The 24,650-nt window shown below is 45.2% G+C and carries 24 protein-coding genes; all 24 read right to left on the bottom strand.

Features of this window, described 5'->3' with window-relative positions; genetic code table 11:
* Positions 1 to 43 precede the first annotated feature (43 nt).
* The 24 genes from E4N69_RS05975 to E4N69_RS05860 all read right to left on the bottom strand — a co-directional run bounded on the left by E4N69_RS05975 (position 44) and on the right by E4N69_RS05860 (position 24,588).
* A complete protein-coding gene (locus tag E4N69_RS05975; RefSeq protein ID WP_253824820.1) occupies positions 44 to 1,501 on the bottom strand; it encodes a PEGA domain-containing protein in 1,458 nt (485 codons plus the stop codon).
* Positions 1,498 to 2,635 (bottom strand): peptide chain release factor 2 gene (gene prfB, locus E4N69_RS05970; RefSeq protein ID WP_253824886.1). Its coding sequence is split into 2 segments (ribosomal slippage): positions 1,498 to 2,562 and positions 2,564 to 2,635, totalling 1,137 coding nucleotides; the frame shifts between segments, so codons are not numbered across the junction. The genes E4N69_RS05975 and prfB overlap by 4 nt, the downstream gene beginning before the upstream one ends.
* A gap of 200 nt (positions 2,636 to 2,835) precedes the next feature.
* The gene (cas2, locus tag E4N69_RS05965; RefSeq protein ID WP_162663469.1) at positions 2,836 to 3,120 is read right to left on the bottom strand and encodes a CRISPR-associated endonuclease Cas2; all 285 of its coding nucleotides are present in this window, start codon (positions 3,118 to 3,120) and stop codon (positions 2,836 to 2,838) included.
* A gap of 80 nt (positions 3,121 to 3,200) precedes the next feature.
* Positions 3,201 to 3,881 (bottom strand): energy-coupling factor transporter transmembrane component T family protein, encoded by a 681-nt coding sequence (locus E4N69_RS05960; protein ID WP_253824819.1) that lies wholly within the window; start codon positions 3,879 to 3,881, stop codon positions 3,201 to 3,203.
* Entirely contained in the window at positions 3,868 to 4,641 is a 774-nt protein-coding gene (locus E4N69_RS05955; RefSeq protein ID WP_253824818.1) for an ABC transporter ATP-binding protein, read from the bottom strand. Before E4N69_RS05955 ends, E4N69_RS05960 begins: the two co-directional genes overlap by 14 nt.
* A gap of 33 nt (positions 4,642 to 4,674) precedes the next feature.
* Positions 4,675 to 5,214, bottom strand: a complete 540-nt coding sequence (locus tag E4N69_RS05950) for a biotin transporter BioY (RefSeq protein ID WP_253824817.1) — start codon at positions 5,212 to 5,214, stop codon at positions 4,675 to 4,677.
* A 27-nt stretch (positions 5,215 to 5,241) separates the two neighbouring features.
* Positions 5,242 to 6,009: a hypothetical protein gene (locus E4N69_RS05945; RefSeq protein WP_162663466.1), complete on the bottom strand. Its 768-nt coding sequence runs from the start codon at positions 6,007 to 6,009 to the stop codon at positions 5,242 to 5,244.
* 118 nt (positions 6,010 to 6,127) lie between these two features.
* Positions 6,128 to 6,892 (bottom strand): M15 family metallopeptidase, encoded by a 765-nt coding sequence (locus E4N69_RS05940; RefSeq protein ID WP_253824816.1) that lies wholly within the window; start codon positions 6,890 to 6,892, stop codon positions 6,128 to 6,130.
* A 23-nt stretch (positions 6,893 to 6,915) separates the two neighbouring features.
* On the bottom strand, positions 6,916 to 7,305 hold the full coding sequence (locus tag E4N69_RS05935; RefSeq protein WP_253824815.1) for a hypothetical protein: 390 nt from the start codon (positions 7,303 to 7,305) through the stop codon (positions 6,916 to 6,918).
* A gap of 19 nt (positions 7,306 to 7,324) precedes the next feature.
* Positions 7,325 to 7,651: an STAS domain-containing protein gene (locus tag E4N69_RS05930; protein WP_162663463.1), complete on the bottom strand. Its 327-nt coding sequence runs from the start codon at positions 7,649 to 7,651 to the stop codon at positions 7,325 to 7,327.
* Between the two features lie 97 nt (positions 7,652 to 7,748).
* Positions 7,749 to 9,896, bottom strand: coding sequence for a PP2C family protein-serine/threonine phosphatase (locus tag E4N69_RS05925; protein ID WP_253715627.1), 2,148 nt, complete (start codon positions 9,894 to 9,896; stop codon positions 7,749 to 7,751).
* Between the two features lie 3 nt (positions 9,897 to 9,899).
* On the bottom strand, positions 9,900 to 11,372 hold the full coding sequence (locus E4N69_RS05920; RefSeq protein WP_253824814.1) for a PP2C family protein-serine/threonine phosphatase: 1,473 nt from the start codon (positions 11,370 to 11,372) through the stop codon (positions 9,900 to 9,902).
* 109 nt (positions 11,373 to 11,481) lie between these two features.
* On the bottom strand, positions 11,482 to 13,335 hold the full coding sequence (locus tag E4N69_RS05915) for an oligopeptide ABC transporter substrate-binding protein (protein ID WP_253824813.1): 1,854 nt from the start codon (positions 13,333 to 13,335) through the stop codon (positions 11,482 to 11,484).
* A 57-nt stretch (positions 13,336 to 13,392) separates the two neighbouring features.
* The gene (locus E4N69_RS05910; protein WP_162663460.1) at positions 13,393 to 14,313 is read right to left on the bottom strand and encodes an ABC transporter permease; all 921 of its coding nucleotides are present in this window, start codon (positions 14,311 to 14,313) and stop codon (positions 13,393 to 13,395) included.
* A gap of 52 nt (positions 14,314 to 14,365) precedes the next feature.
* Positions 14,366 to 15,334: an ABC transporter permease gene (locus E4N69_RS05905; protein ID WP_162663459.1), complete on the bottom strand. Its 969-nt coding sequence runs from the start codon at positions 15,332 to 15,334 to the stop codon at positions 14,366 to 14,368.
* Positions 15,335 to 15,344: 10 nt separating this feature from the next.
* Positions 15,345 to 16,274 (bottom strand): ATP-binding cassette domain-containing protein, encoded by a 930-nt coding sequence (locus E4N69_RS05900; RefSeq protein ID WP_162663458.1) that lies wholly within the window; start codon positions 16,272 to 16,274, stop codon positions 15,345 to 15,347.
* Between the two features lie 11 nt (positions 16,275 to 16,285).
* Positions 16,286 to 17,281, bottom strand: a complete 996-nt coding sequence (locus E4N69_RS05895) for an ABC transporter ATP-binding protein (protein ID WP_253824812.1) — start codon at positions 17,279 to 17,281, stop codon at positions 16,286 to 16,288.
* A gap of 303 nt (positions 17,282 to 17,584) precedes the next feature.
* Positions 17,585 to 18,406, bottom strand: a complete 822-nt coding sequence (locus E4N69_RS05890) for a Cof-type HAD-IIB family hydrolase (RefSeq protein WP_253824811.1) — start codon at positions 18,404 to 18,406, stop codon at positions 17,585 to 17,587.
* Positions 18,406 to 19,572 carry an aminotransferase class I/II-fold pyridoxal phosphate-dependent enzyme gene (locus tag E4N69_RS05885; RefSeq protein WP_305880166.1) on the bottom strand — a complete coding sequence of 389 codons (1,167 nt, stop codon included), beginning with the start codon at positions 19,570 to 19,572 and terminating at the stop codon, positions 18,406 to 18,408. Before E4N69_RS05885 ends, E4N69_RS05890 begins: the two co-directional genes overlap by 1 nt.
* Positions 19,569 to 20,051: an Lrp/AsnC family transcriptional regulator gene (locus E4N69_RS05880; protein WP_253715616.1), complete on the bottom strand. Its 483-nt coding sequence runs from the start codon at positions 20,049 to 20,051 to the stop codon at positions 19,569 to 19,571. Before E4N69_RS05880 ends, E4N69_RS05885 begins: the two co-directional genes overlap by 4 nt.
* 56 nt (positions 20,052 to 20,107) lie before the next feature.
* Entirely contained in the window at positions 20,108 to 21,487 is a 1,380-nt protein-coding gene (locus E4N69_RS05875; protein WP_253824809.1) for an MATE family efflux transporter, read from the bottom strand.
* Positions 21,488 to 21,575: 88 nt separating this feature from the next.
* Entirely contained in the window at positions 21,576 to 22,814 is a 1,239-nt protein-coding gene (locus E4N69_RS05870; protein WP_253824808.1) for a CobW family GTP-binding protein, read from the bottom strand.
* A 99-nt stretch (positions 22,815 to 22,913) separates the two neighbouring features.
* The gene (truA, locus tag E4N69_RS05865; protein ID WP_253824807.1) at positions 22,914 to 23,720 is read right to left on the bottom strand and encodes a tRNA pseudouridine(38-40) synthase TruA; all 807 of its coding nucleotides are present in this window, start codon (positions 23,718 to 23,720) and stop codon (positions 22,914 to 22,916) included.
* The gene (locus E4N69_RS05860; RefSeq protein WP_253824806.1) at positions 23,707 to 24,588 is read right to left on the bottom strand and encodes a DUF2225 domain-containing protein; all 882 of its coding nucleotides are present in this window, start codon (positions 24,586 to 24,588) and stop codon (positions 23,707 to 23,709) included. Before E4N69_RS05860 ends, truA begins: the two co-directional genes overlap by 14 nt.
* Between the last annotated feature and the right edge of the window lie 62 nt (positions 24,589 to 24,650).

Below are 24,650 nucleotides of genomic sequence, written 5' to 3'. Positions count from 1 at the left end.
TCCGATATTCCGACAAAGCGTGATAGTATCGCTGCTTATCCGGTTATAATTTGCGTGCCTCTTTTGGGATACTTTGGTCGGCGGCATGCAGATACAGTCCAAGTTGTACCACATAGTTAATACCTAAACCGATTGTTATTCCCTGCATAACCGCAGTACTGATAAACAGTGCACGATATTTATTTCGTACTGTTGTATCACTTCCCAAACGGGAATCCGCAGCGGCGGAAGCCATATCCGCAGTAAGTCCCTGCAAAATCATAAAAATAGGAAGCGACACGTAAAAGGCGCCGAGCGACCAGTACAAGACATTCCGCCGCCGATCAACCAAGGTTTTGGTCTTTTCTTTATTGAGTGTAGCTTGCAACTGATAGATTGTCTGTCCTTGCTGCATAAAATCATGAGGCCGAAGTACAATATAGGTTTTTACGTCTCCATAAGAAAAACTGATAGCAGTATTTTTACCTACCGGAATATCAGTTTGAAATGGTGCACCGGCAAAATACTGTGTATGTAAAAACACATCTGCATTGGGTGTTATAAACTGAAACCCGACGGAAATAATTTTTTCCTTTTTTAATTTTATGTTCAACAAATAGTTTTGTCCTGCTTGAACCTCAATAGTTTGACCGGCTGAATCGTAACCGTCAGCAAGCGCTTCCAGTCGATGGCTTCCTTCATACATATAAATAGACTTTTTCCCAGTTTCCAGCAGTTCGCTGTCTAAATACACTTCTGCATTTTCCGGTTCGACAGTAAGCAAAACCTTTGCAGGCTGAGTATTTTTTACCGCCGTCATAATTTGTGCCGCTAATGAACGAGCAATTGCTTCGATTGACTGATATGGCCCCGCTTCGCTGAACCGATAATCGGGCATACCCGGCAAACCGGTTGTCAACACAACGGACACATACATATACCCCGCCAAATCCTGTATCGATCCGTTAATAACTGCTGAGATATTCTCAACTTTGAGCGTTTGCGGAATATTCGCATATTCAGGGAGCTCAAACAACTGTTGACCGTCCTTCCATATCGTAACCGGGAGCGTTTCGGCAGTAAAAGAAGTATCGTTCAGTAATGCATCAATTTTCTCTTGGGCTTTTTGGATATCAATTTCCTTCGCAGTTATTTTCTTGTTGAATGCGACTGCTTGCTTCAGCTTCTCCTTCTCGGGCATGACAGCAAGGTACAACGAATCCCGTTCTGCGATTAATGATACTCGCTCACGAATAAGCATAAGTTTTTTTGCAGCATAATCTATGAGCTGTCGTGCCTTTTTTTCTTCGGGAGTCACAACTCTGCTTGTAGGTACAGCACAAAAAAGGTTGAGCATTGTAGGCAATGCAGTCGAGTACGACGCATACAATTCAGGCACATCGGTAAGCGTAAATTTTGATGCCGTAATTGACCATGTAGGAATTTCCCCATTTGTTTGCGCAGTACCATAGGATACAATTACCATCGCAATCAGCGCAACGCACACCCGTTTTACCTTCATTCTGGGCTGTCCTCATCCATAAGCTGATTTGCCCATTGTTTTTTTAAAAAGTCTTCGATAAAGCCGTCTATATCGCCGTCCATAACAGCTTGAATATTGCCCGTTTCATGTTTTGTACGATGATCTTTTACCATCGTATAGGGCTGAAAGATGTATGATCTGATCTGATTTCCCCACGAAATTCCTTTTTTCTCGGTAGCGAATTTCGCATTCTCTTTTTCTTTCTCGTTGCGGTAGTATTCGTAAAGTCGTGCCTTGAGCATACTCATTGCCGTTGCCCGATTAGAGATTTGGCTTCGTTCGTTTTGGCACGCTACGACAATACCGGTAGGCAGATGCGTCAGCCGTACTGCAGAGTCGGTTTTATTAACATGCTGTCCTCCGGCACCGCCCGCGCGGTAGGTATCCACCCGTAAATCCTCCGGTCTGATATTTACCTCGATGGTATCGTCCAGCACGGGGAATACATAGACGGAAGAAAAAGAAGTATGTCTGCGGGCATTTGCATCAAACGGGCTGATACGGATAAGCCGATGTACACCGGTTTCTGCCTTTAAAAAGCCGTAAGCATAGTCGCCGCGTATCTGTAGGGTAATGGATTTTAAACCTTCATCGGCTTCCAGCTCATCAAGCGTTTCGATAGTAAACCCGCGGCGCTCCGCCCAGCGGAGATACATACGGGTTAACATCCGCGCCCAATCACACGCTTCGGTGCCGCCTGCCCCTGCATGAACGGTCAAGAAAGCGTCATTTCCGTCAACCTCATCGGAAAGGAGTGCCAGCGTATTGAGCTTTTCAAACCGTTCTTGAAGGTTTGTGAGCGACGTATCGATTTCTTGAATGGAATCTGCATTATCCTCCTCCCCCGCCTCTTGGGTAAGTTCATAGAGGGCTTGCAGATCTTCTATATCGGCAATGAGTGTTTCCCACGGCTCGATACGGTTTTTCAGCTTTTTGATTTCCGACAAGAGTTTTTCGGCATTTTTAGGATCGTTCCAAAAACCTTCTTGCCCCGCGATAGCTTCTTTTTCCGCAATCCGTTTTTTTACCGCTTCGGAGTCAAAGACGCCTCCAGATTTCATCGACATCGGCCTTAAGTGCTGCAATCTGCGGTTTATATTCTTCCAATAACATCATATCTCCTATAAAAACTTTTGCAGGATGTTTCAACATCCGAAAAAGTTTTTAGCCGTGCGCGTAACGCGCACACGTAAATCAACAAGTTTGCCCCGCAAACTTGAGCTAAAAAGGTGTCGGCGATAATTTTAGACGGCACTTTTTAGCGCATCTCCTATAAAAACTTTTGCAGGATGTTTCAACATCCGAAAAAGTTTTTAGCTGTCCTTAGGCGGACGAATTAAGAGTTTCCGCCACTTCTTTTTAGCAAGCGTAGAAATCGCCAATACCCCTTCGACAGGATACTGATATATGCGAATAACATCATAATAATCGGTTACCCGATCAATTTCGCGTTTAAGAGCACCCAATTGTTTTTCACTAATCGTAGTGGACTCCCAACACGCCCGCTGTACCCGTTCAAATCCATAAAAGGTTAACAATTCAGAAAGATGAGCGGCAGATTCCTCTCCGCCCGGATCTATCATTATCGATACAAACATATTGTCGTATAGAATATAACAAACACTGCCCTATTGTCAAACGGCTTGCACCAAAAGGAAGGCAACCGCTAAAAATATTTTTAATACGGTTGCCCTGCACACCCCCGCAGTCGGCGGTTTTTGAGGGCTTTTTCGGCGGTAACGGCAAAACGTAAGAGATTTTCGATAAGTGCAGGCAATAGTGAAGCAAACCGGCGGTAGGCACTGACAATATCACGCCGCCGACAGGTACGTGCATCGTAAGCGTAGTTCAATTGAGCCCACACCTCAAACACACGGGGAACGCACATCAATGTGATGGTAAAGAGCGTTGAAAAAGCGCCGGTGTATTTTTTTCTGCAAAAGAAGCGTTCGATTTTTTCGCAGAGTACAAAAAACTCCAGCTTTGAGGTGGTTTCGTAAAATATCGAGGCAGTAAATAAGATAAGCACGAGCTTTTGCATAAACAACAGCGTTTCCGCCGTCATAGTTTTAAGCATATCTGCCGTCAGTGGCACACCGACTATCTTGATAAAAAAAATACAAAGTGCATAGATACCTAAAAATCGGCAATTCCTTTTTACCGTTAGCCACGAAAGCTTTGCAGCAACGCTGGCCAATACAAGAAAGAGTGCATAGACTGCCAGCAGCGGTTGAGGTGCGCCGTATAAAACGAAGGATGAAAGACATAATACGCAGAATTTTACTCCCGCCGAAAGGCGGTGAATCACCGTATTTCGAGCCGTGTATTGAAATAAAAAGTTATTTTTATCGACAGTCACCGGTTCTCCATACAAGGTCCGAAAATACACGATATGAGCAGAGAGGATTCCGTATGCCGTATTGTTCAAGAATACCGCTATGGAGTGCAGGCTCCGGTTCCGCGTTATAAACAAGACGCCCTTTGTGCAAGATGATAAGCCGGTTCGCAAGTGCAAGCACTTTTTCCAGCTCATGGGTAAGTACCATAACCGTTTTCCCGTCACGCTGCAGCTGCTCTATCATTGCCGTTACCTGCACCACGCCTGCAAAATCGAGATTGGCAAAAGGTTCGTCAAAGATGATAACATCGGCTTCCATCATCAGGATGCCGGCAACTGCAAGCCGCCGCTTCTCGCCCCCTGACAAACTACGTGCGGGCGAGCGGCGCTTTTCGTACAAGCCCAGCTGTGCAAGCACCGTTTCCAGTCGCTGTGCGATGACGTCTTTAGACAGCTTACTATCCCGCATACCGAAAAGCGCATCTTCCTCGACGGTATCGCCGAGGATTTGAGCGTCGGCTTCCTGAAACACCAGTCCGATACGCAACTCACCGCCGTCTTTCCTGCTGCTGACTATCGAACCGGAGGAAGGAGTTTCCAATCCGGCAATAAGCGTCATCAGTACGGTTTTACCGGATCCGTTCGGCCCCGATACGACAACACAATCACCGTCATATACCGAGAAAGATATATCGTTCAACACCGGACGTTCGGCACCGGTAAAAGATTTAGCTACATCGGTGAGCTTGAATAATTCATAGCGTTCTGAGGAAGGCATCATCACTATAAAGTCGGAGCATCGATAGAGGCTGCGTTATTCCGTATAGCGCCGTATAATCGGGCGCAATTTGAGCGTAATCGGAACGACAACAACCAGCTTAATCAGATCGGGCAGGATAAACGGCACAAACCCCTTCAGAAACGTATGCTGCCAGCTGAGGTTCAGAACATGTTTAAACCACAGAAGACCGAATACGTAGATAGACAAAAAGCTTAAAAGCCCTGCAACCGCAATAATACCGCAAGCAAGCGGCCACCGCTGTTCTTCTCTGTAAAGTTTCATGATGCAACCGCCGACAACAGCCGCGGCAAGATATCCGACTAAAAAGCCGCCCGTCGGTCCCGCAAAGACGGCAAAACCTCCCGAACCACCCGAAAAAACAGGCAGACCGACGGCTCCGGCAACCAAAAAAAGCAGTACCGAAAGACCGCCGAACAGCGGCCCCAACAGCAAGCCGGCAAGCACTGCAAGCGCATTTTGCAGCACAATGGGAATAGGTCCGACGGGAATGGACATCATCCATCCTGCACAAATTAACGCAGCAAAAACTGCAGAAGTAATACTTTTACGCATAGCGTATAACTCCTACTCAAAGATGACTTACAGTTTCGACGGAATCAGTTTCCAGCTGCCGTTAATATTTTCCAAACCGTAGACAAGCAGCGAAACATTTGCCTGTTTCATAATAACATCGACCCGTGTCGGGGAAACGAACCTAATATCGTCTACCCGTACATTCTGACGAGAAGGAACAAAAACATACATAAAGTAATCACGCAGCGATTTGAGCTTAATCCCTTTAACCGGTAAGGCTTCAGAAACCTTTCTAAGCGTCAAAGGTTGGGAATATTGTTGTTTATACTCTTCCGATAAGAATGTCGTCCATTGAGCATAGTCCTTTGTCGCTGTAATACGGTTAAGCTTCTCGACAATCTTTTCCATCTCCGTCTTTGTTTGATCATAGGTTTCTTTTGTAATGGTAACCCCTTCAAACTCGGCAATAACGGTATTTTTTTCTTCGACAGGTTCGGGCTTAACTTCAACAACAGGCTCTTTAACCGGCTCAGGCTTCATGGGAGGCTCCTCAACCTTCGCAGGAGGTTCTTCCACCTTTACAGGCGGTTCTTCTACCTTCGCAGGAGGCTCCTTCGTCTTAACAGGAGGCTTCGGTTTAACAGGAACCGTGGGCTTAACGGATTCCCGTTTTACCGGCACTTCCGCTTCTTTGACCGGTTCAGGCTGAGGCGCAGGAACCGCGATCTCTTCGGACGGTGTAGGTTCCTCTTTAACGGAAGACGGCGCAGCAGAACAGCCGACCAATACACTTATTATAAAAGCTAAAAATAAATATCGATGAAATATTTTCATATCTACTATTCTATAGGTAAAAATCGTTTTGGTCAAATCCTCAAGTGATCGTACGCAGGGCAGACAGGCTAATCCATTCCAAGTTTTTAGGAATACCCAATCATTTTGAGGCATCCTCTTATCTCGTTTGTTTCTTCCAAGCGTCTATAAACTCAAGCATGTACTGCTGAATATCGCCGAACCATTTTTGCTGAAAGACACAGGCTTCTAGGCCAATATAGCGATAGTGCCACGACTCCCATACATAGCCGGTTACTGCTTCGTATCCTTTGGGAAAGGAAAGCGACCACCCGTATCTTGAAGCGTTACGCAATATCCATTTGCCGGCGCGCGTTTGCGCAAAGTCATCGGAGATAGAACCGAAGTCGACGACCGTCCCAAGTTGGTGTTGACTTGTTCCCGCACGGGCGGAAAACCGTTCCGCTTCTTTTTCACCGGATTCCCGTACATAGCGGTCAAATAAATTTTTCTGGTATGTATATGAACGATATGAGGAGCTGACAATCAGCGTAATACCATCCCGCTTTGCTGCAAGCGCCATTTCTTGTAACGCCTGTTCCGCCGTTTTTGTCAGAGATAAATCCTTCCGGTTAATTATATATGCACGACCGGTATGCAGCGTTACAAGATTTTGCGGCGTATATCCATCCGGCAGCAAATGCCGTTTATCAACCAGTATAAATAAGTTCTCTTTTTCTGCAGCCAAAACTTGTTTCAGATCAGCTAAAAAAGTATCTGCATCATTGCCGATATGGCGCCGTATCTCTGCTGGAACAGCAGAGGGATATACAAAGTTGCGAAGCTGAGCTTCCATAGCAGGATCAGCTGCCGTTATACAAAAAAACGATGACAGACACAGTATTATACAAAGTATTTTTTTCATACCACCGACTTTTAACAATGTGTTTATAAGTACACGATAATATAAGAACGAGATTGCTCTTGCCGATAGCACACTTTTCGAGCAATGTTTTTCGTCATCAATAGACCGAAGCCTCGATACCGCTTCGCTTTCGGATCAAAATAAGGTTTTGTTTCCTTGAGCGCATGCAGGAGATTGTCGAAATTCGTACTGCGATAGGAAAAACAAAGGCGCGGAAAGAACATATTTGATATGCTTAATTGAAGTTCTTTACGTCCTGTAAAAGCGGCATGCTCAGCAATATTGTCAAACACTTCTGTTGATATAATAAGCGCTGCTACTCGCTTATTCTCGGGAATATCTTTAGAGGTAGAGATAAATTCTTCAATAAAGCCGATATTTTTTAAATCGGCTCCTACCTGTAAATGGTTCACGTCCTACTACCGTATCGGCCTATTTTACTTCATCAAGCGAGTGAATGATAGGAAACACTTCCGTAAAGCCGGTAGAGGCAATCGCAAGCTTTACAACCTCTGAAGGATTCAAAATATAGATTTTATGACCAAGCTCCGCCCCGTCTTCAGAAGCAGCCATGAGAATCCCTAAGCCTGACGATGATAGATTGGTAACCCTTGACACATCAAGTACAATTGAGTGTTCTTTAATAAGATTGTAAACTTTCGTTTCAAATTCATGATACGTGTATGAATTTATTGAACCGGCTACCGTCAGTAATACAAACGCATCATTCGTTTTTTCCGTAATCGTTAAATTATCCATAAATCTACTCCTATATATTGAGGCCTTCTAAAGACTGCAATCCTATCGGCTCATTCCGTAAGGGAATTATTATCGTATCCATGACATGGATAGCGAATCAGTTTTTAGAAACACCCTGTTGATTGTATTTCAATACCAATATGGTAACATCATCATCGATTTTACGTAAAATAAAATCCAGAAGATTATTATAAATAGTGCGGGCGATCTGAGAAGCCTTTGCCCCGTTGTTTTCCTGCAGAATTCGTCCGACGCGATCACTACCAAACCGATCACCTTTAAGATTCGTTGCTTCAAGCAGGCCGTCAGTCGTAAAGACAATTGTATCTCCCTTGTGCATGGTGATTTTCCGTACCTTTAGGAACGGTGCGATATTCTTTACAAAACCGAGAACTCTACCCTCCCCTTGAATTTCGATTGCATGCTTATATGAACTGATATACATTGACATCAATGGAATACCGCAATTCAAGTAATAAATCGTATTAGTCGGGAAGTCGATAATACCGAAAAGCCCTGCGAAGAAAGTCCCACGCGGCAAGTTATCCTTTATAAACCGGTTTACCTTTGTTATCAATTCTTTAAAATCGGAGATTGTCTGCAAGTAGGTATGAATAATCGACTTTAAAATAACCATCGACATACTTGCACTTAACCCCTTACCCGAAACATCACCGATAAGGAACATTGTCCGCTTTTCATTCAATGTAATATAGTCGATAAAATCACCGCCAAGCTGATGCGCCGAATATGCAATAGAATCCATTGAAAATCCGTGTGCTTCAAGTGTATCCTTATAGTTCTGAATGGATCCGATAATTTGGTCGGACATTTCAACTTCACGGTCGATCGTAACGATAATATCCTGCTTGGATATATTTCTGAGGTAATAGATTACCAAAAAGAAATACGAATACATATTGGACAATACGTGTATATCATAAGGGGTATATTCCGCGCTATGGGTTTTTGGCGCGAGGAGGATACAGCCGATGAGTTTCTGCCCCTCCCGCATACTGATAAGAATTTCGGTCTGTGTTGTTTCAAAGACATCCAACAGTTCATCTCTTATAGAGTCATACAAATAATTGGCAATAAGTTCCGTTTTCGTAAGAACAACATTATTTTGGCTGAGCAAATATTCAAAACAAGCGAGGTTAGCGCTCAATGTATTATGATGCTCAAAATCCGAATAGACTGTCTGTAAATTCATATTTTCATCACTTACAAGAATATCGAGCCCTTGACAAGTGATATATTGTTTCATTATTTTCGGAAAAGATTCCAACACGGTATCGTGGCCTTTCCCAAAATCAAGTTTTTGCAACTCAGTGTCCAGCATTACTTCATAATCCGTCGTTTTACCGAAAACATATTCAAGCTTACCGGAAACAAAACTGCGGATAAAGAAAAGAATAATACACGAAACGATAATTAAAACTATCCAGCCGCTGACTGAATGAATAAACTGCATAATAAGTGCCGTCGTAAAACCTGCAGCACCTGCAAAGATAGCTGTAAAAAGGACAAATCGGATAAGGCCGAAAGCGATTTGTTTAATATCAAATACGCGCGTCAGTGAGAATATTATATTGTCAAACGCCAACATTGCAGCATAACCGACCGGTATAAATGCGAACACCCAAGAAAACATCAAGAAATAATAGCCTTCTGCAATCCATATCGCGAGGCCAAGCCCGATGGCAAGAGTATGTAAAAACAGCTGTTGACGATGGATATTACTTTTAACAAAAAATATTTTTATAAAACATATTGCTATCGAAACCGCAGAGGTAAAAAATACATAAATATACTGAAACAGTCTAATACCGCTCATGCCCGGAAACACATCGCGCTGTACAAAATAGAAACCTTTCAGCGAGTTCCATTGAAATCTACCCACATAGAATACGATAAGTCCGATACCGGCGAGATGGACTACCGTATTCACTTTTTGCATTATCTTGTACGTTTTCAATTCAGAGAGAACAAGAGCCATATCGACAATATGATAAGAAGTAAGCAGCATAAAGAATAAGGTAGCAGTTGATATGATACGCTGCAGTCCGATTTGTTTATAAAAAACCAGATGAATAGAAACGGCAATACAAAGCGCAACAAGAGAAGCCGGTACCGTAATCTTATTTAAAAGGACATTAATACGGTTCGATTTATGAAATGCAAGATAGGAGGAGTTCACAAAAAGTGATACGGCAAAAAAATAAGTAAAGAAAATTAAACCCATACATTATCCCTTTAATTTTACTGCTAAAATAGTAGTGTCATCGCGGAACGTTTTTGAGGCACTGTAAGTAAGCCCCAAATCTGCTACCTTTGAAGCAATAGTCGACGCATCCGACGAGGCAAAAGATTTGATCGATTTAATATAAATTTCGTTACTGCCGAGTTCTACGCCCTCTTCATTCGTTATTTCAGGAATTCCATCCGTTGTAATAACCAGTAAATCGTTACGGTATAAAGGTTTTTCATCGACATCAACCGAATCGATGTCGATGATTCCGATAACGGAACAATTCGAATCAAGCTGCTTTACTTTGTATCCTTCCGCAGCATGGGTAAAAATCATCGGCGCTTCCATCGAAGCGTTGACATAACGTATTTTCATCGCTTTGGTATCGATCAACCCTAAAAACACAACGGTATATTTATCAAGGAGATTCATACGTTTAATAGCGCTATCTATTGCAAGGATCAGGCCGGCTAAATCCTCTTTATTTTCCATAATCCGTATTGTATTTACGACAACCCCCATAACGAGCGCTGCAGCAAGTCCTTTTCCTGAAACATCCCCCGTAATAATAAGTGTCTTATCCTCATCGATGGGAATAATATCATAATAGTCGCCGGACACGTTTACTAACGGTCGGAAATAAACGCCAATTTCTAACTTGTCAAGTGCCGGTATTTTTTGAGGCAGGAATGCACGCTGAGTATTTGCAACCATCTGCCACTCCTGTGCGAGTTCCGAATAATAGAGCAGTTGAGAAAGCGTTTTTTCACGTCCGAAATAATTTTTAAATTCTTTAAAAAGCTGAGAAAAAATCTCCGGCTCAACGGAACGGATATATCGGCAGATAATAAAAAGGCGTGAAGAGCCGTATGCAATAACCAAACCTCGTGCTTTCTTTCTGTCAGAGGTCATCTGCATATCGGAATCCAATAAATAAATATTTTCTCCCCAGTGGTCAAGCCATTCGACCGAGAATCGGTGCGCCAACTTTGCATATACATCAGGATCCGAAACATACGCAGACGTACTGCCGTATATAACTAAATCGGTATCGGTATTGGTGAGCAAGACAGAACAATCAGCCTTGTATTCAAGTTCTTGCTGGATAGCTTCAATAAGGTTTTCACGTGTATAGCAAAAGCGCAATCTATTGATAAAAGTATCAAAAAGAGCAGTCTCCGTTTCTTTATACACTCTTTCCCGAACCCTACGAGACAAAAAAACCGTCCCAAGTGAGGCCATAATTGAAGCAATAGCAAAGATTCCAAAGGCGAAGCCGAAACGAGTAAGAAAGCTGAAATTAGGGAGTATCCGGTATTGAGTTACCATCAATGTAAGGTCTTTTGCCGAAATCAATCGCCCTAAAAATGAAAAGCGGGGACTCAACGCCAGCATAAAAAATGCAAAAACCAAACTAATACCGGTGAAAATAACTAATTTTCCCCAAAATTCCTGCTGTTTCCGTATCATGCGCTATAACCTCATAACAATTTTAATTTACTTTAAATGCAAATAACACTGATCGGTTTTGTTTGACCGACCAGTGTTATCCCCAATCATTATTTTTACTTGGCTACCGTTATTTCATCATATTAACGGCAGGCTTATCGTTAATCAGAGCTAGGTCGCACCAATCCCAACCGGTAACGAACTGTTGATCCCAGTTCTTTGTCCGCTTGTTTACCGCATACAATTTCATACGATAAGCAGTCGGAATCGCAGGAGCTTCTTCAAGAATATTCTCGTCCCATTCTTTATAAGCTTGAGCACGGAATGCTTCGTCAAAAGCAGCTTCGGAAGTTATTTTGGCAAGAAGCTCCTCATTTTTCTCATTTACCCAACGTTCCAAATTAAACTGCGCAACTTTTCCGTAAAGGCCGGTCGGTTCGGGATTGGATCCGACTCCCCATGCCGCGGAATACATCTCTACCGTCGGGTCGTCATCTTGCAGCTTATCATAGAACGCATTGAATTCGATCAACCGGCCGTCATTCAGCGCGACATTTAAACCGACATCTTTCCAGTTTTGGATATAGTAATTCGCAATCGGAGCCGCTACATCGCTGCCGCTCATAAACATGAAATTGATTTTAAGCGGTTTTCCGTCAGGCGTTTCGCGGTAGCCATCCCCGTCGACATCCTTGTAGCCTGCTTCGTCAAGCAGTTGTTTTGCTTTATCAGGGTCGTAGGAATAACCTTTCCGTGAGACATCGTAGAAACCGGGATGGTACGGTGTAATAAACGAATTTGCCGTAACACGCAAACCGTGGTAGTAGATGGCATTGATACCATCGTTATCCATTGCATAACCGATAGCCTGACGCAGAGCCTTATCTTTAAATTTACCGCCGTCGGGGAACATTTCGCACATTTCTTTTTCTTTATTCCACGTCCCGAATTTAAATCCGACGTATGTATAAGTGTTTTCGATATTACCGACAATATCGATATTATCGATTTTCATTTTCGGTTTTCCGTTTTCGTCAAGAATTGTTTTACCCTCATCATCAAGCTCAACGAATTGATCGTATAAATCGGCTTTGAATTGAATGGCGTCAACTTCACCCGCTTTTATTGCCGCGGCAGCAGAGGTCGGAGCAATCCGTTTTACAATGAGCTTATCGATCGCAATTTTTCTACCGTACCAATAGGGATTGGGCACATATTCAATTATATCACCTTCTACCATAGAATTGATCACAAACGGGCCGCAGGAGAGCGGCGTTTTCCGTACACGGTCGTGAGAAGCCATTTCCGTTAACGGAATATCTTTGAGGTAATGATAGGGTTCCGCATCATAAGTAAGTCCCGAACCCCATAAAATGCCCGGGAAAAAATTTTTAAAGGTAACTTCTACCGTTTTATCATCTATCTTTTTTACACCGGAGATGGTTTTCGCCTCACCTTTGTGGTACTCGACCATACCCACAACATTTTCATACTCGCTGTCATAGCGAATGCCCGTATAGTCAGGATGTCCGACACATTCATAGACAAAAATAATATCCTCAGCCGTTACCGGCACTCCATCCGACCAGGTAAGTTTTTCGTTTATGTGGTATGTTGCCGTTTTTGCCTCGCGATCGAATGTCATGGTACAGTAGCCGTCTTTAATTTCATGATTCGGGCCGTCGGTCATAAACTTACCGATCCGTGGACGCATCACCTCATACGTAGGATTATCCTGATACAGGAAGGTATTAAACACTCCTTTCCACGGCGTATCATATACAAAACCGTATACAAAGGTGCCACCATTAATAGCCGATCCTTCCCGCTCAATCATTTGCGGAAACATCAGTTTTAATGTCTTATCCCCTGCATCATCCCCGCCATTCTGTGCAGTCTGCTTTTGTTCCGTCTTACCGCCACAGCTGACAAGCGCCAACATTACCGCACATAAAAACGCAGCGCGTTTTAAACCTTTTGACATTGTTTTCCTCCTCTTAAAACTCTCAAAAAACCGGTTAGGTTTTTAAAGATGCTCTCTTTATTTATAACGCTGCTTTGCATCGGAGGCACGTTTTATCGTTTGTCCGACGTAGTTGATACACAGCATTAACACCATAATAAGAATGGACGCAGGCAGCCATACCCACAACTTGCCGGAAATGGTTCCCGGGTCACGCGCATAGCCGATCAGCGTACCGAGCGACGGTGATGTCGGCGGAAGTCCGAAGCCCAGAAAGCTCATTCCCGTTTCTATACCGATATTGCCTGCCATACCGAGTGTAAAGTCAACGATAATGATGGAAGCAATATTCGGTAAGATTCCCCCGTACATAATCTTAAAATCTCCGGTACCCATGATCCGCGAGGCATTCACATAATCGCGATGGTTTTCAGACAAGGCTTTACTGCGCACGAGCCGAGTAACTCCCGTCCAATAAAAAGCGGACATAATAAAAATAAACGTCCAAATATTATAGGTCGGTACGATAGTTACAAAGACGATAATCAGCATAACAACCGGCAGGATAAGAATAAAGTCGCAAATACGCATAATGATGTTATCAACCCTTCCGCCGTAAAAACCGGTAATCAAGCCGAAAAAGACGCCGACGATTTCGGTAATAATGGTTACGCTGAATGCGATGAGAATGGAATTGCGCGCTCCGATAATCAGCTGAGGCAAAATCGGCCGACCGCCGAGATCTGCACCGAGCAAGAATTTTTTGCCGGGTACCGAAAACTTATCCCGTAAGCTTACCTTCATGACCGTTTCCGTATCAAGCACAAAACCACCGATGATAATCACCGCAAAGATAATAACCAATATGCCAAGCGCAACGATTGCCGCTTTATCATGTTTAAATTCTGTCTTTACAATCTTCCAAAACGATGGCACGGAAGACATTTCTTTTAACGTCGCTTCATCTATAGTATCAATATCAAATGCCGTTTTTTCCATAATACCCTCTCAAAATCAACTGATGTACAAGGAGGTACATCAGTTGATGATCTTATTCAATTCTGATCCGCGGATCAACGATTATCATAATAATGTCCGAAATCAAACTACCGAACAGGGCGAGCGTACCGTACAACAAAGTAAGCGCATTGATAATCGAATAATCGCGCGACATAATCGCTTCGATAAACAGCAAGCCCATTCCTTGATACATAAAAATCGTTTCGATAAAGATCGAACCGGCGAGCAGACCTGTTACTGTAAAGCCGAAAAAAGCCGCTATCGGTAATAGGGAGTTCCGAAAAATATGGTGCGTATACACCTTGTCGATCGGTACGCCCTTACTCCGCGCCGTTTTAACGTAATCTTGGCTTTTTGCATCAATAACCTCGTTACGCAGGTACTGCACAATACCCGTCGTGCGCAATACTGCTGCCGTAATGGCCGGTAGTAGCATGTGATATATTCTGCTTGCAATATAACGACCGGTATTCCCCATTGCCTCCAATCCGACAAATCCCGACGTGGGGAAAATCCTCAGCCGATAGCCGAACAGCAAAAGGCTCAAAAGACCGAGGATAAACGTCGGAATTGCGTACGTGATAAAGTTATAGACCAGCACCGCCTTATCGAATTTCGACCCGTTATAGCGGCCGGCACGGATACCGAGCGGAACGGCAATGGCATACGTTAACACAACCGTTAAAAGTGAAAGCCACAGGGTGTTCTGTGCAGGCAATTTGATTTTATCGGTTACCGGGATTTTATAGGTATAGGATACACCGAAATCACCGTGCAGCAAAATCCGCCCCATCCAATTCTTATACTGAACCGGCCACGGATCGTTTAAACCGGCTTTCTCCCGCAGCTCTTCGATACGGCTTGCCTTGATGTTCGGATTACCGACAAGTCCCGTAAACGGATCACCGGGCATCATCTTCCCGATTAAGAAAACCAAAACACTCAATATAAATAGCTGCGGTATCATAATAAGGATACGGCGTATTATTGTCTTCCACATACTCTTCCCCCTAATCCTTCAACGCAGCGTAATGGGTATCGCTGATTTTCTTTAAATCGTACACTCGCCCTTCGGGGCTAAAGTAGCGCTCCGATTCACGCTTGTATATTTCTTCAATTTCGGCACGGCGCTTTTTATATTCATCGCGCATTTCGACATTCATTTCGGGAATTGCCGCAATAAGTCGCTTGGTGTAGATATGCATAGGGTTACGGTAAATATCTTCCCGCGTTCCCGCCTCTACGAACCGGCCGCGGTACATAATATAGATGTAATCGCACATGTGTTTGACAACGCCTAAGTCGTGCGAAATAAACAGGTAACTCAGCATAAATTCACGCTGAATCTCTTTGAGAAAGTTGAGAATTTGCGCCTGCACCGAAAGGTCAAGTGCGGAAACCGGCTCGTCCGCCACAATGAGCCGCGGATTAACGGCAATTGAACGCGCAACGCCGATGCGCTGCCGCTGCCCGCCCGAAAATTCATAGGGATATTTATATAAGCCATCGGGCGGAATTCCAACAATCTGCAACAGTGAAAGCACCTTCTTTAATTCTTCATGCTTTGAAAGCCGTTCAAAGTTTCTGATGGGTTCCGCAATAATGTCACGGATACGTTTTTTGGGGTCGAGGCTTGACATAACGTCCTGAAATACCATTTGAACATTTTCGTTATATTTAATCTTTTTTCGCTGCGCCTTGGTATTTACAAGGCTGTCTTTGAAGCGGATTTCGCCGCCGGTAGGCTGTTCCAACCCGACAATCGCTTTGCCGATGGTGGTTTTCCCCGAACCGGATTCCCCAATAAGGCCGTAAGTTTTTCCTTCTTCAATCTGAAAAGAAACACCGTCCACCGCCCGAACATAGTCTTGTATCGTATTGAAAAAGCCGCCGCGGATAGGGAAATGCACTTTTAAATCTTTTACTTCCAATAATGCCATATCCGCCTCCTCTAAACCTCACCCTCGAACCGGAAATTTTTCCAGCAGGAGCAGCGAACAAAATGCCCGGGACTTACTTCATGTAAGACGGAAGTTTCTTCATGTTCTTCGGCCGGAATCCACGGAATACGGTCGGCAAACCGACAGCCCGTATGCTTGAGTTTTTTTAGCGACGGAACCATACCTTTAATAACGTGCAGCATATCATCGTCTTTATCGGCCTGCGGAATCGATTTAAGCAAAGAACGGGTGTACGGATGCAAGGGATGAGTAAACAATTCCTGCACGGTAGCCAGTTCGACAATCTGCCCCGCATACATAACCGCAACACGGTCGGCTACCTGTGCGACGACACCGAGGTCATGGGTGATAAGGATGATACCCGCCTTGTGTTCTTCCTGCAGGTCTTTGATAAGATCAAGAATCTGCGCTTGGATCGTTACGTCGAGTGCCGTCGTCGGCTCATCGGCAATGATAAGAGAAGGATTACAGGACAGCGCTGTCGCGATAAGTACCCGCTGCCTCATTCCACCGGAAAGCTCATGCGGAAATCGCTGCGCCGTACGCTTGGGGTTCTGGATACCGACATCGTTTAAAAGCTGCAAAACCCGCTCCTGCCGCTCTTTTTCGCTGAGGCTGGTATGGTACAGCAGGGCTTCTTCAATCTGCTTCCCTACCCGCTGCAGCGGATTAAGTGAAGCAAGCGGATCCTGAAAGATAAATCCGATATCCTTTCCGCGGATCTTGTTCATCTCGTCTTCGGGGAGTGTCAGCAAATCCCTGCCGTTCAGGAGGATTTCGCCCGAAACGCGGGTAAAACGCATATCGTGCAATCCCATAATAGACATTGCGATAGTGCTTTTCCCGCAGCCGGATTCCCCTACAATCGCAAGCATCTCATTGGGATGAACGTCAAACGATACCCCATCAACGGCATCATAATAGTTGCCGTCGATACGGAAAGCCGTGTGCAAATTTTTAACGGTCAATAAATTGTTTTGTTCCATGGTAGTTTACTGTATTTATAACCTTTTTTAATAGCTGTATAACACGGTATCACGGATATGGAAATTTTGCAACTACACACCTATAAAAAAATCCGGGTAACTGCATCAGGCTCTTTTGTTATCCCCGCAGAATAATTGAGGCCGCTCAACCAGAGTTGAACCGTTGGTTCAAATGGTCTCGCGACCTCAATTATTCTGCGATGTTTATCAATTTTTCCTGATGCAGTTACCCGTCTGCTAGAAAAAATGTGCGAAATTTTATCCAAAATTTCGCACAGAAAGAAGATACCGCATCCTTATACTCTACAGCACGTACTTCTCTAAAAAGTGAGCGATACCGTCTTCGTTATTGGTGTAGTCTGTTACTGCATACGCAATATCTTTGATAGCGTCGAGACCGTTTTTCATAGCGATGCCGTATCCCGCATAGCGAATCATTGTTTCATCATTCATGCTGTCGCCGAATGCCATCACAGCCTCACTTCTGACACCGAGCAGCCATGCCAGCTCCTGTAGGAATTCCCCCTTACCGGTATCCAACGGAATGATTTCCAAAAAATACGGCTTACTGGTAAACAGGACTGCCCGCGTACCGAACCGTTTTCTAAACTCAGGTTCGACGGTAGCGATAATATCCGGCTCTGCAGGAATGAGGAGCTTATACACCGGCTTGGTGCGCAAAATTTCCCGATAGTCCTTCGGTACGACAATCTTCATTTTTGTCAGATGTGCGTCCCTATCCGAAAAAACCGTCCGTTTAACGATATAAATGGTATCGTCAAAGTAGAGATGACAGGAAAGATTTTGCGACTCGATATAATCGTAAATTTCAAGCGCAAGATCGGCACCGAGGCAGCGGCTGATGATTTCCAGCTTCATATCGGAGGTCAATATCTGTGTTCCGTTGTTGCACAGGATATAGCTTTCCGTTTTATCCGAACCGATCCGCTGCGCATACGAATGCACCGAACGGGGACTTCTCCCCGAAGCGAGCAGCGTCAACACACCCTTTTTCATTAATGCCTGCAACACCGATACCGTATAATCGGAGATCGTCAGATCATCCCGCAAAAGGGTGTCGTCCAAATCCATTGCGATAATTTCTATATTTTTCAACTTTGCCATTATAGTGGTTCACCTTTCAAGAATCTGCCGATACGTTCAAGCGCAATCCGTATTTTGCTGATGTCGGTAGCGTAGCAGCAGCGGACAAAGCCTTCGCCGCCGCTCCCGAACACGTGCCCGGGAACAACGGCAACTTTGTAGTCGGTAATCAGCTTAACCGCAAAATCTTCCGAGCTTAAACCGGTACTGCGGATATCGACAAAGAGGTAAAATGCGCCGTCGGGCATTATATACGGAATATTCATCGAGTCAAAGCTCTTCATCATCAAATTGCGCCGCTGCCGGTAGGAAATCCGCATCCGCTCAACCTCGTCCCAGCCGCGCTCCAAACCTTCCAGCGCCGCATATTGGCTCATAATGGGGGCGCAGATTGCCGCATACTGGTGAATTTTATGAATTTGCGCCATCAGCTCCTGCGGACAGGCGATAAACCCGATACGCCAGCCGGTCATCGCAAAGGACTTTGAAAACCCGTTGAGGATAATGCAGTAATCCTTCATTCCGGGAAAGGAACCGATAGACACATGCGGCGCTTCATACCGAAGTTCGCAATACACCTCGTCGGACAGCACCCAAATCTTATGCTTTTTAACGACGGCGGCGATCTTTTCCATCTCATCAGCAGGAATCATCGTACCGGTGGGATTGTTCGGGCTGCAGATAATCAGCGCCTTGGTTTTCGGCGTAATAAGCGCTTCGATCGCCGCCGCCGTCGGGATAAAGTTATCCGCCGAAGTATCCAGTCCGACCGGTTTCGCCCCGCAGAGCGCCACCAAGGGCTGATACGAAACATAGCACGGTTCCGCAACAATCACCTCATCCCCCGGATTCAGAATGGAACGGAACACAATATCTATTGCTTCCGAAACGCCGAAGGTAATCAGTACCTCGTTTTTAGGCGAATACGACATGCCATAACGGCTTAAATAGCTTGCAATCGCCTTGCGGAGCGGTTCAAGCCCCCAGTTTGAAGTATACGAAGTATGCCCGCATTCGAGGTGATACCACGCCTCCTCGCGCATGGCCCACGGCGTTGCGAAATCAGGCTCCCCTACCCCCAACGAGATAATATCATCTTTTCCTGCAGCAAGCTCAAAAAAACGGCGGATACCGGAAGGAGCAATAGTCACAATCCGGTTGGAAAATTGATCGGGTCTGTCCATTATGCGGTAATCTCTTCACGGGAATCTTTTTTCGGGTCGATATAATAGGTTCCGTTTTCTTTGTAGGTCTTGAGTACAAAATGCGTGCGCGTACTGATCACCCCTTCCAGCGATGCGAGCTTTTCCGACACGAAAAAGGCAACCTCTTTTAAGTCTTTTCCTTCGACCAGCACATGCAGATCATATCCGCCGGACATTAGCTGAACTGTCTTTACCTGCGGGTACCGATATATCCGCTCTGCAATGCGGTCAAATCCGTGTTCCCGTGCCGGAGCAACCTGAATTTCGATCATCGCAGATACCGTATCGCTACTCGTCAGCCGTTCACGGTTGATAACCGCAGCATATTTTAAGATGATGCCCTCATCCTCTAATTTTTTAATGGCAGCGCGAACCTCTTCCTCGGACTTACCCGTCATTGCGGCAATATCCTGCGGACTCAGCCGCGCATCGTTTTCCAATAAATCAATGATTTCCTGCATACCAGCTCCTTTCTTTTATAACAATGTTCTTAAAGGCTTCATAAAATACATCGCCCTTACACCGGCAGCGGCTCGATCTTTTCTTTGTAAATGCGATGCATAAAAAAGATACATGCGATGATGGAGACAACTTCGGCTATGAGGTACGACCACCAGATAGCATTGACATCGCCGGACAGCGAAAGCAAATATGCCGCCGGAAGCAGCGCGACAATTTGACGCACAAAGGTCGCAATCATACTGTAGACCGCGTTGCCGAATGCTTGAAACACCGAAGAAAAGGTGATGCCGAGTGCCGCCCCGAGGAAGCTGCATGCGATGATGCGGATTGCAGGAACACCGATCGCGAGCATCGCGGGGGAGGCGTCGAATAGCCCCAAAAGCTGCGCAGGGAACAGTTCAAAAAGTGCCATTCCGAAAAGCATAATCCCCATCGCAAGCAAAAGGCCGTTCCGTATCGTCGCCGTAATCCGCTTTCTGTTCTGTGCTCCGTAGTTGTACGCGATAATGGACACCATACCGTTATTCAACCCGAACACCGGCATGAAGATAAAGCTATTCAGTTTAAAGTACACGCCGTACACCGCAATCGCAGTGCTCGAAAAAGCGCTCAAGATGATATTGAGAAAGTAGGTGGTAATCGATGTTATCGAGCTGAGGAGAATAGAGGGCACACCGACCTTATAAATTTCCGCAACGATGCGCGGTTCGGGAAGTAGGTTTTTAAGCTTAAACTGAATTTCATGGTTTTTTGTTAGGTTAAAGAAAACCGAAACACAAAGGCCGAGGATCTGCCCCAATACGGTTGCAAGCGCCGCCCCTCGTATACCCATTTTCGGAAACGGCCCGATCCCGAAAATCAGCAGCGGGTCGAATATCACATTGAAAATCGCACCGGAAAGCTGTGAATACATTGTATACAGCGTAAGTCCCGTCGATTGGAGCAGCCGGTCGAACGTAATACCGAAAAAGAGCGCAAACGACATACGGAGCACAATATCCAAATACGCTTCCCCGTAGGTAACAATTCCGGCGTCTACTCCCTGCGAGGCAAGATAGGGGCGTACCAGTACAATCCCCGCAATAAAAAAAACGATAAAATTACAGGCTGCCAAAAAAACGGCGTTCATTGCGGTTTTATTGACATCCGCTTGATTCCGCTGACCGAGCCGTTTGGACAGTAGGGCATTAACGCCGACCCCCGTCCCTACGGCAAAGGAAATCATCAGGTTTTGGATGGGAAAGGCAAGCGATACGGCTGTCAACGCATCCTCGTTGATTTTTGCCACAAAGATACTGTCGACGATATTATACAACGCCATAATGAACATCGAAAACATCATCGGCAGCGACATATTGAGGACGAGCTTCATAATCGGCATAACGCCCATCTTGTTTTCAGCCGGGCCGATAGGTCTTGCCTTTATTTCTTCCATTTATCTCACCTTACAAAACAGACCTGTTCGATAACTGCGTTGTCGAACAGGTTTAATCTATTAAAAACGGTTTTTGTTCAGCATTTTGCTAATCGAGCAGGGCATCCAAGTCCGCGCAAATCTTCTTTTTATCAAGCTTTTGCCCGATAATGCAGAGCTTAATCATCCGGTCGCCGACTTTTTCATCCCATTCTTCCCTCATCCGAGGTTCTCGGGCGAGAATTTTTTCCTGCTCTCGCTTAGAGGCAGTTGCAAGCCATCTGCCGGAAGCCCCCGCTTGGATTTGCCGCCCCGAAGTTTCAAAGACGTAGGCCATATCTTGTTCATCGCTGAACCAGACGACACCCTTACAGCGGATAATATTACGCGGCCATACCCCAGCGTATTTTTCAAGCTTTCCTCTATTAAACGGGCGGCGGCGGTAGTACACAAAAGAGCCGATACCGTACTCATCCTCATCCGCACCTTCATGTTTATGTTCGTGATGATGATGATGGTGATGCCCGTGTTCTCCATGCTCATCATGTTCGTGATGTTCATGTCCATGGTGTTCGTGCTCGTCATGGTGATCGTGATCGCAGTGCTCATGGTCGTGGTCGCACTCTTCATCATCATCGTCTTCTTCCGCACGTTTTTCCAACTCGGCAACCCAACCGGCACTTTCAAAGACTTTCTCAAAGTCAAACCGCTTTGTCGCAAGCAAATCCTCGAGCGGCACCTGACACCGCGTTGTCTCTATCACCTTCACATGGGGCTGGAGCTTAGTGACAACCGCCCGCACCTTTTTCATCTGATCTTCCGTTACCAAATCTTTTTTATTGATAATGAGTGTGGAGCAAAACTCAATCTGTTGGACAAGGAGTGATTCGATATCTTCTTCTCCCATATCCTTTTTTAACAGCTGCGCCCCCTCGGAAAATTCATCCACCAGCCGCTTTGCATCGACAACGCTGACGACATTATCCAAGTAGCCGTTTTCGATTGTTTCAATAGCCTGCGCAATCGGCATTGGCTCGCATACGCCGCTCGATTCAATCAGCAGATAGTCATACTTTCCCGACGCAATGAGGTTTTCAATCTGCATCACAAGATCGGTTTTAAGCGTACAGCAGATACAGCCGTTGGTAAGCGGCACAAGGCTGCTTTTATCCGTGATATTGGCGTCCTTCTCTATCAAACTGGCATCGACGTTGATTTCGCCGATATCGTTGACAATGACTGCCACCTTGTACCCCTTTTGGTTCGCAAGGATCATATTCATCAAGGTTGTTTTGCCCGCTCCTAAGTATCCGCAGAGCAGGGTAATCGGTACTAATGGTTTTTTCATATAGTTTCTCCTCAAATGTTAACTGCAATGTTTTGTAATATACTGTAAAATAATATAAAATGGAAGTATTTTATCGGGGCATTTGAAAATAGACGGCCATTACGGCGTAAGTAACTGCTGCGGATACTCAATCGACCACAAAAAAAGCCCTTGCGGAGGAGCGGTTTCTCTCGCATTCCGGCGGTCTTTTGAGCGAAGCACAGCCTCAAAATCCTCTTTTGTGCCGTTCTGCTGCTCATAGTGCAGTAAAGTACCGGTTATCGAGCGTACCATGCGCCACAAAAAGGCATTGGCGGAAATTTCAAACACCAGAAACTCCCGATCGGTAAAAAAATGAGCACTATAGATATAGCGCGATTTACTTTTACTTTGATCGCCTGCGGCAGAGAACGTCGTACAATCCAACTCGCCTGATAGGACGCTTGCCATCTTGTTGAGCAGGTTAATATTCGGTTCTCGCCGTATGTGCCAGCAATAGGGTAATTGATGCGCAAAAGCGGTTTTCCCACAGTGGATGAAATACCGGTATGTACGGGATCGGGCACTGAAACGGGCATGCAGGTTATCGGAAACATGAACTGCTTCCATAATCCGGACATCCTTGGGCAGTGCGGAATTGAGCGCCGGAATAAAACTTTCCGGTTTAATCCGCGCTATATCGGTAAAAAAATGAGCAGCCTGCCCGCACGCATGGACGCCCGCATCGGTTCTCCCCGAACCGAAAAGCTCGACGGGGTGCTTATGCAGCAGCGCCAATGCCTGCTCTATTTCGCCCTGCACGGTGCGGAACGATTCTTGTCCGTGCCGCAACTGTTTCTGCCATCCGTGGAAATGTGTTCCGTCGTATGAAATACGGAGCAGAATATTCCGTTGCGGGATAGCCGGATCGGGTTCAGTCGTCGTCATCGGTTTCTTTTAATTCGAGTTTTAATGCATCATAGAGAGTGCGGGCATGTTCCAAAATAGGGCCGGGCTTAGCTTTGGAGGATTTTCCGAGGCCGAATAGTTTTGCCAACGCGATTTTATGCATTTCAAGCCGTTTTAGCCGCGTTTCGGCATCTTGCCTCTGACCGTACCGGTACTCCAATAATGCTCCCAGATAAATAACGCCGTCGTACCCATAATTTTTATCTACATCAGGCCCGAAGGATTTTAAACCTGCTATCATCTCTTTACCGGTTGTTTCCAATTCAAGCGCTCGTCGATATAAGAACAGCGCTTTCTGATAAAAGAGTTTTGAAATATAGGTGTAATTCTCCTCCGGTTCTTTTTCTCCGAGCGTTGAAAAGAGCCACGCGGCGCGAAGCGCACATATTGCCTGCTTAATAGTAGGAGAATATTTTGAATCGAAATGGTCGTAGCAGAGTAAGGCCAGATAATAGGAGGCCGCTCCTGCATGAAGTGTTCTGGCAGTATTAAAATCAATATACCCAAAAAGACCTTTTACCGCAGTGTAGCGCTCATTCATAGCTTCGAGTAATCTTTCGGCAATCGGCTTTTCAATAACTCTAAAGTCCTGGGTAAATCCTGTGTATAAACATTGCGGACAAACGGTCATACTGTAGATAAGTGGATAGACCTCTCCGTATTTCGCCGACGGTTCATATAAGCGGCGCAATTCCTCCGTTAAATCACCGGCGATAACGCGGCCGCCACCGGAATACATTTCTTCTCGTTTAAACTTTGCCCCGCATACGGGACATTCAATCTGATCCTTGGAATAATAAGAAATAGCTACTTCTTTTTTGCTTTGCTGATCTTCTTCACGTTTCATACTACAGATCTCCTTGTAAACATACCGGGTATTCGGGAATATCTCAATAGTCGGTTGCTTTT

Origin of the sequence: Treponema sp. OMZ 906, assembly GCF_024181185.1 — a bacterium.
Taxonomy (GTDB): domain Bacteria; phylum Spirochaetota; class Spirochaetia; order Treponematales; family Treponemataceae; genus Treponema.
The sequence above is the reverse complement of the archived record's forward strand: the minus strand, read 5'-3'. Positions and strand labels throughout refer to the sequence as shown.

Excerpts from the sequence above, each read along its gene's own strand:
- E4N69_RS05955 (WP_253824818.1), bottom strand. The coding sequence starts at position 4,641 with ATGATGCCTTCCTCAGAACGCTATGAATTATTCAAGCTCACCGATGTA.
- E4N69_RS05975 (WP_253824820.1), bottom strand. The coding sequence starts at position 1,501 with ATGAAGGTAAAACGGGTGTGCGTTGCGCTGATTGCGATGGTAATTGTA.
- E4N69_RS05860 (WP_253824806.1), bottom strand. The coding sequence starts at position 24,588 with ATGAAACGTGAAGAAGATCAGCAAAGCAAAAAAGAAGTAGCTATTTCT.
- E4N69_RS05950 (WP_253824817.1), bottom strand. The coding sequence starts at position 5,214 with ATGCGTAAAAGTATTACTTCTGCAGTTTTTGCTGCGTTAATTTGTGCA.
- E4N69_RS05940 (WP_253824816.1), bottom strand. The coding sequence starts at position 6,892 with ATGAAAAAAATACTTTGTATAATACTGTGTCTGTCATCGTTTTTTTGT.
- E4N69_RS05875 (WP_253824809.1), bottom strand. The coding sequence starts at position 21,487 with ATGGAAGAAATAAAGGCAAGACCTATCGGCCCGGCTGAAAACAAGATG.
- E4N69_RS05900 (WP_162663458.1), bottom strand. The coding sequence starts at position 16,274 with ATGGCATTATTGGAAGTAAAAGATTTAAAAGTGCATTTCCCTATCCGC.
- truA (WP_253824807.1), bottom strand. The coding sequence starts at position 23,720 with ATGACGACGACTGAACCCGATCCGGCTATCCCGCAACGGAATATTCTG.
- E4N69_RS05895 (WP_253824812.1), bottom strand. The coding sequence starts at position 17,281 with ATGGAACAAAACAATTTATTGACCGTTAAAAATTTGCACACGGCTTTC.
- E4N69_RS05920 (WP_253824814.1), bottom strand. The coding sequence starts at position 11,372 with ATGATACGGAAACAGCAGGAATTTTGGGGAAAATTAGTTATTTTCACC.
- E4N69_RS05910 (WP_162663460.1), bottom strand. The coding sequence starts at position 14,313 with ATGGAAAAAACGGCATTTGATATTGATACTATAGATGAAGCGACGTTA.
- E4N69_RS05890 (WP_253824811.1), bottom strand. The coding sequence starts at position 18,406 with ATGGCAAAGTTGAAAAATATAGAAATTATCGCAATGGATTTGGACGAC.
- E4N69_RS05880 (WP_253715616.1), bottom strand. The coding sequence starts at position 20,051 with ATGCAGGAAATCATTGATTTATTGGAAAACGATGCGCGGCTGAGTCCG.
- E4N69_RS05945 (WP_162663466.1), bottom strand. The coding sequence starts at position 6,009 with ATGAAAATATTTCATCGATATTTATTTTTAGCTTTTATAATAAGTGTA.
- E4N69_RS05915 (WP_253824813.1), bottom strand. The coding sequence starts at position 13,335 with ATGTCAAAAGGTTTAAAACGCGCTGCGTTTTTATGTGCGGTAATGTTG.
- E4N69_RS05905 (WP_162663459.1), bottom strand. The coding sequence starts at position 15,334 with ATGTGGAAGACAATAATACGCCGTATCCTTATTATGATACCGCAGCTA.
- E4N69_RS05925 (WP_253715627.1), bottom strand. The coding sequence starts at position 9,896 with ATGGGTTTAATTTTCTTTACTTATTTTTTTGCCGTATCACTTTTTGTG.
- E4N69_RS05870 (WP_253824808.1), bottom strand. The coding sequence starts at position 22,814 with ATGAAAAAACCATTAGTACCGATTACCCTGCTCTGCGGATACTTAGGA.
- E4N69_RS05930 (WP_162663463.1), bottom strand. The coding sequence starts at position 7,651 with ATGGATAATTTAACGATTACGGAAAAAACGAATGATGCGTTTGTATTA.
- cas2 (WP_162663469.1), bottom strand. The coding sequence starts at position 3,120 with ATGTTTGTATCGATAATGATAGATCCGGGCGGAGAGGAATCTGCCGCT.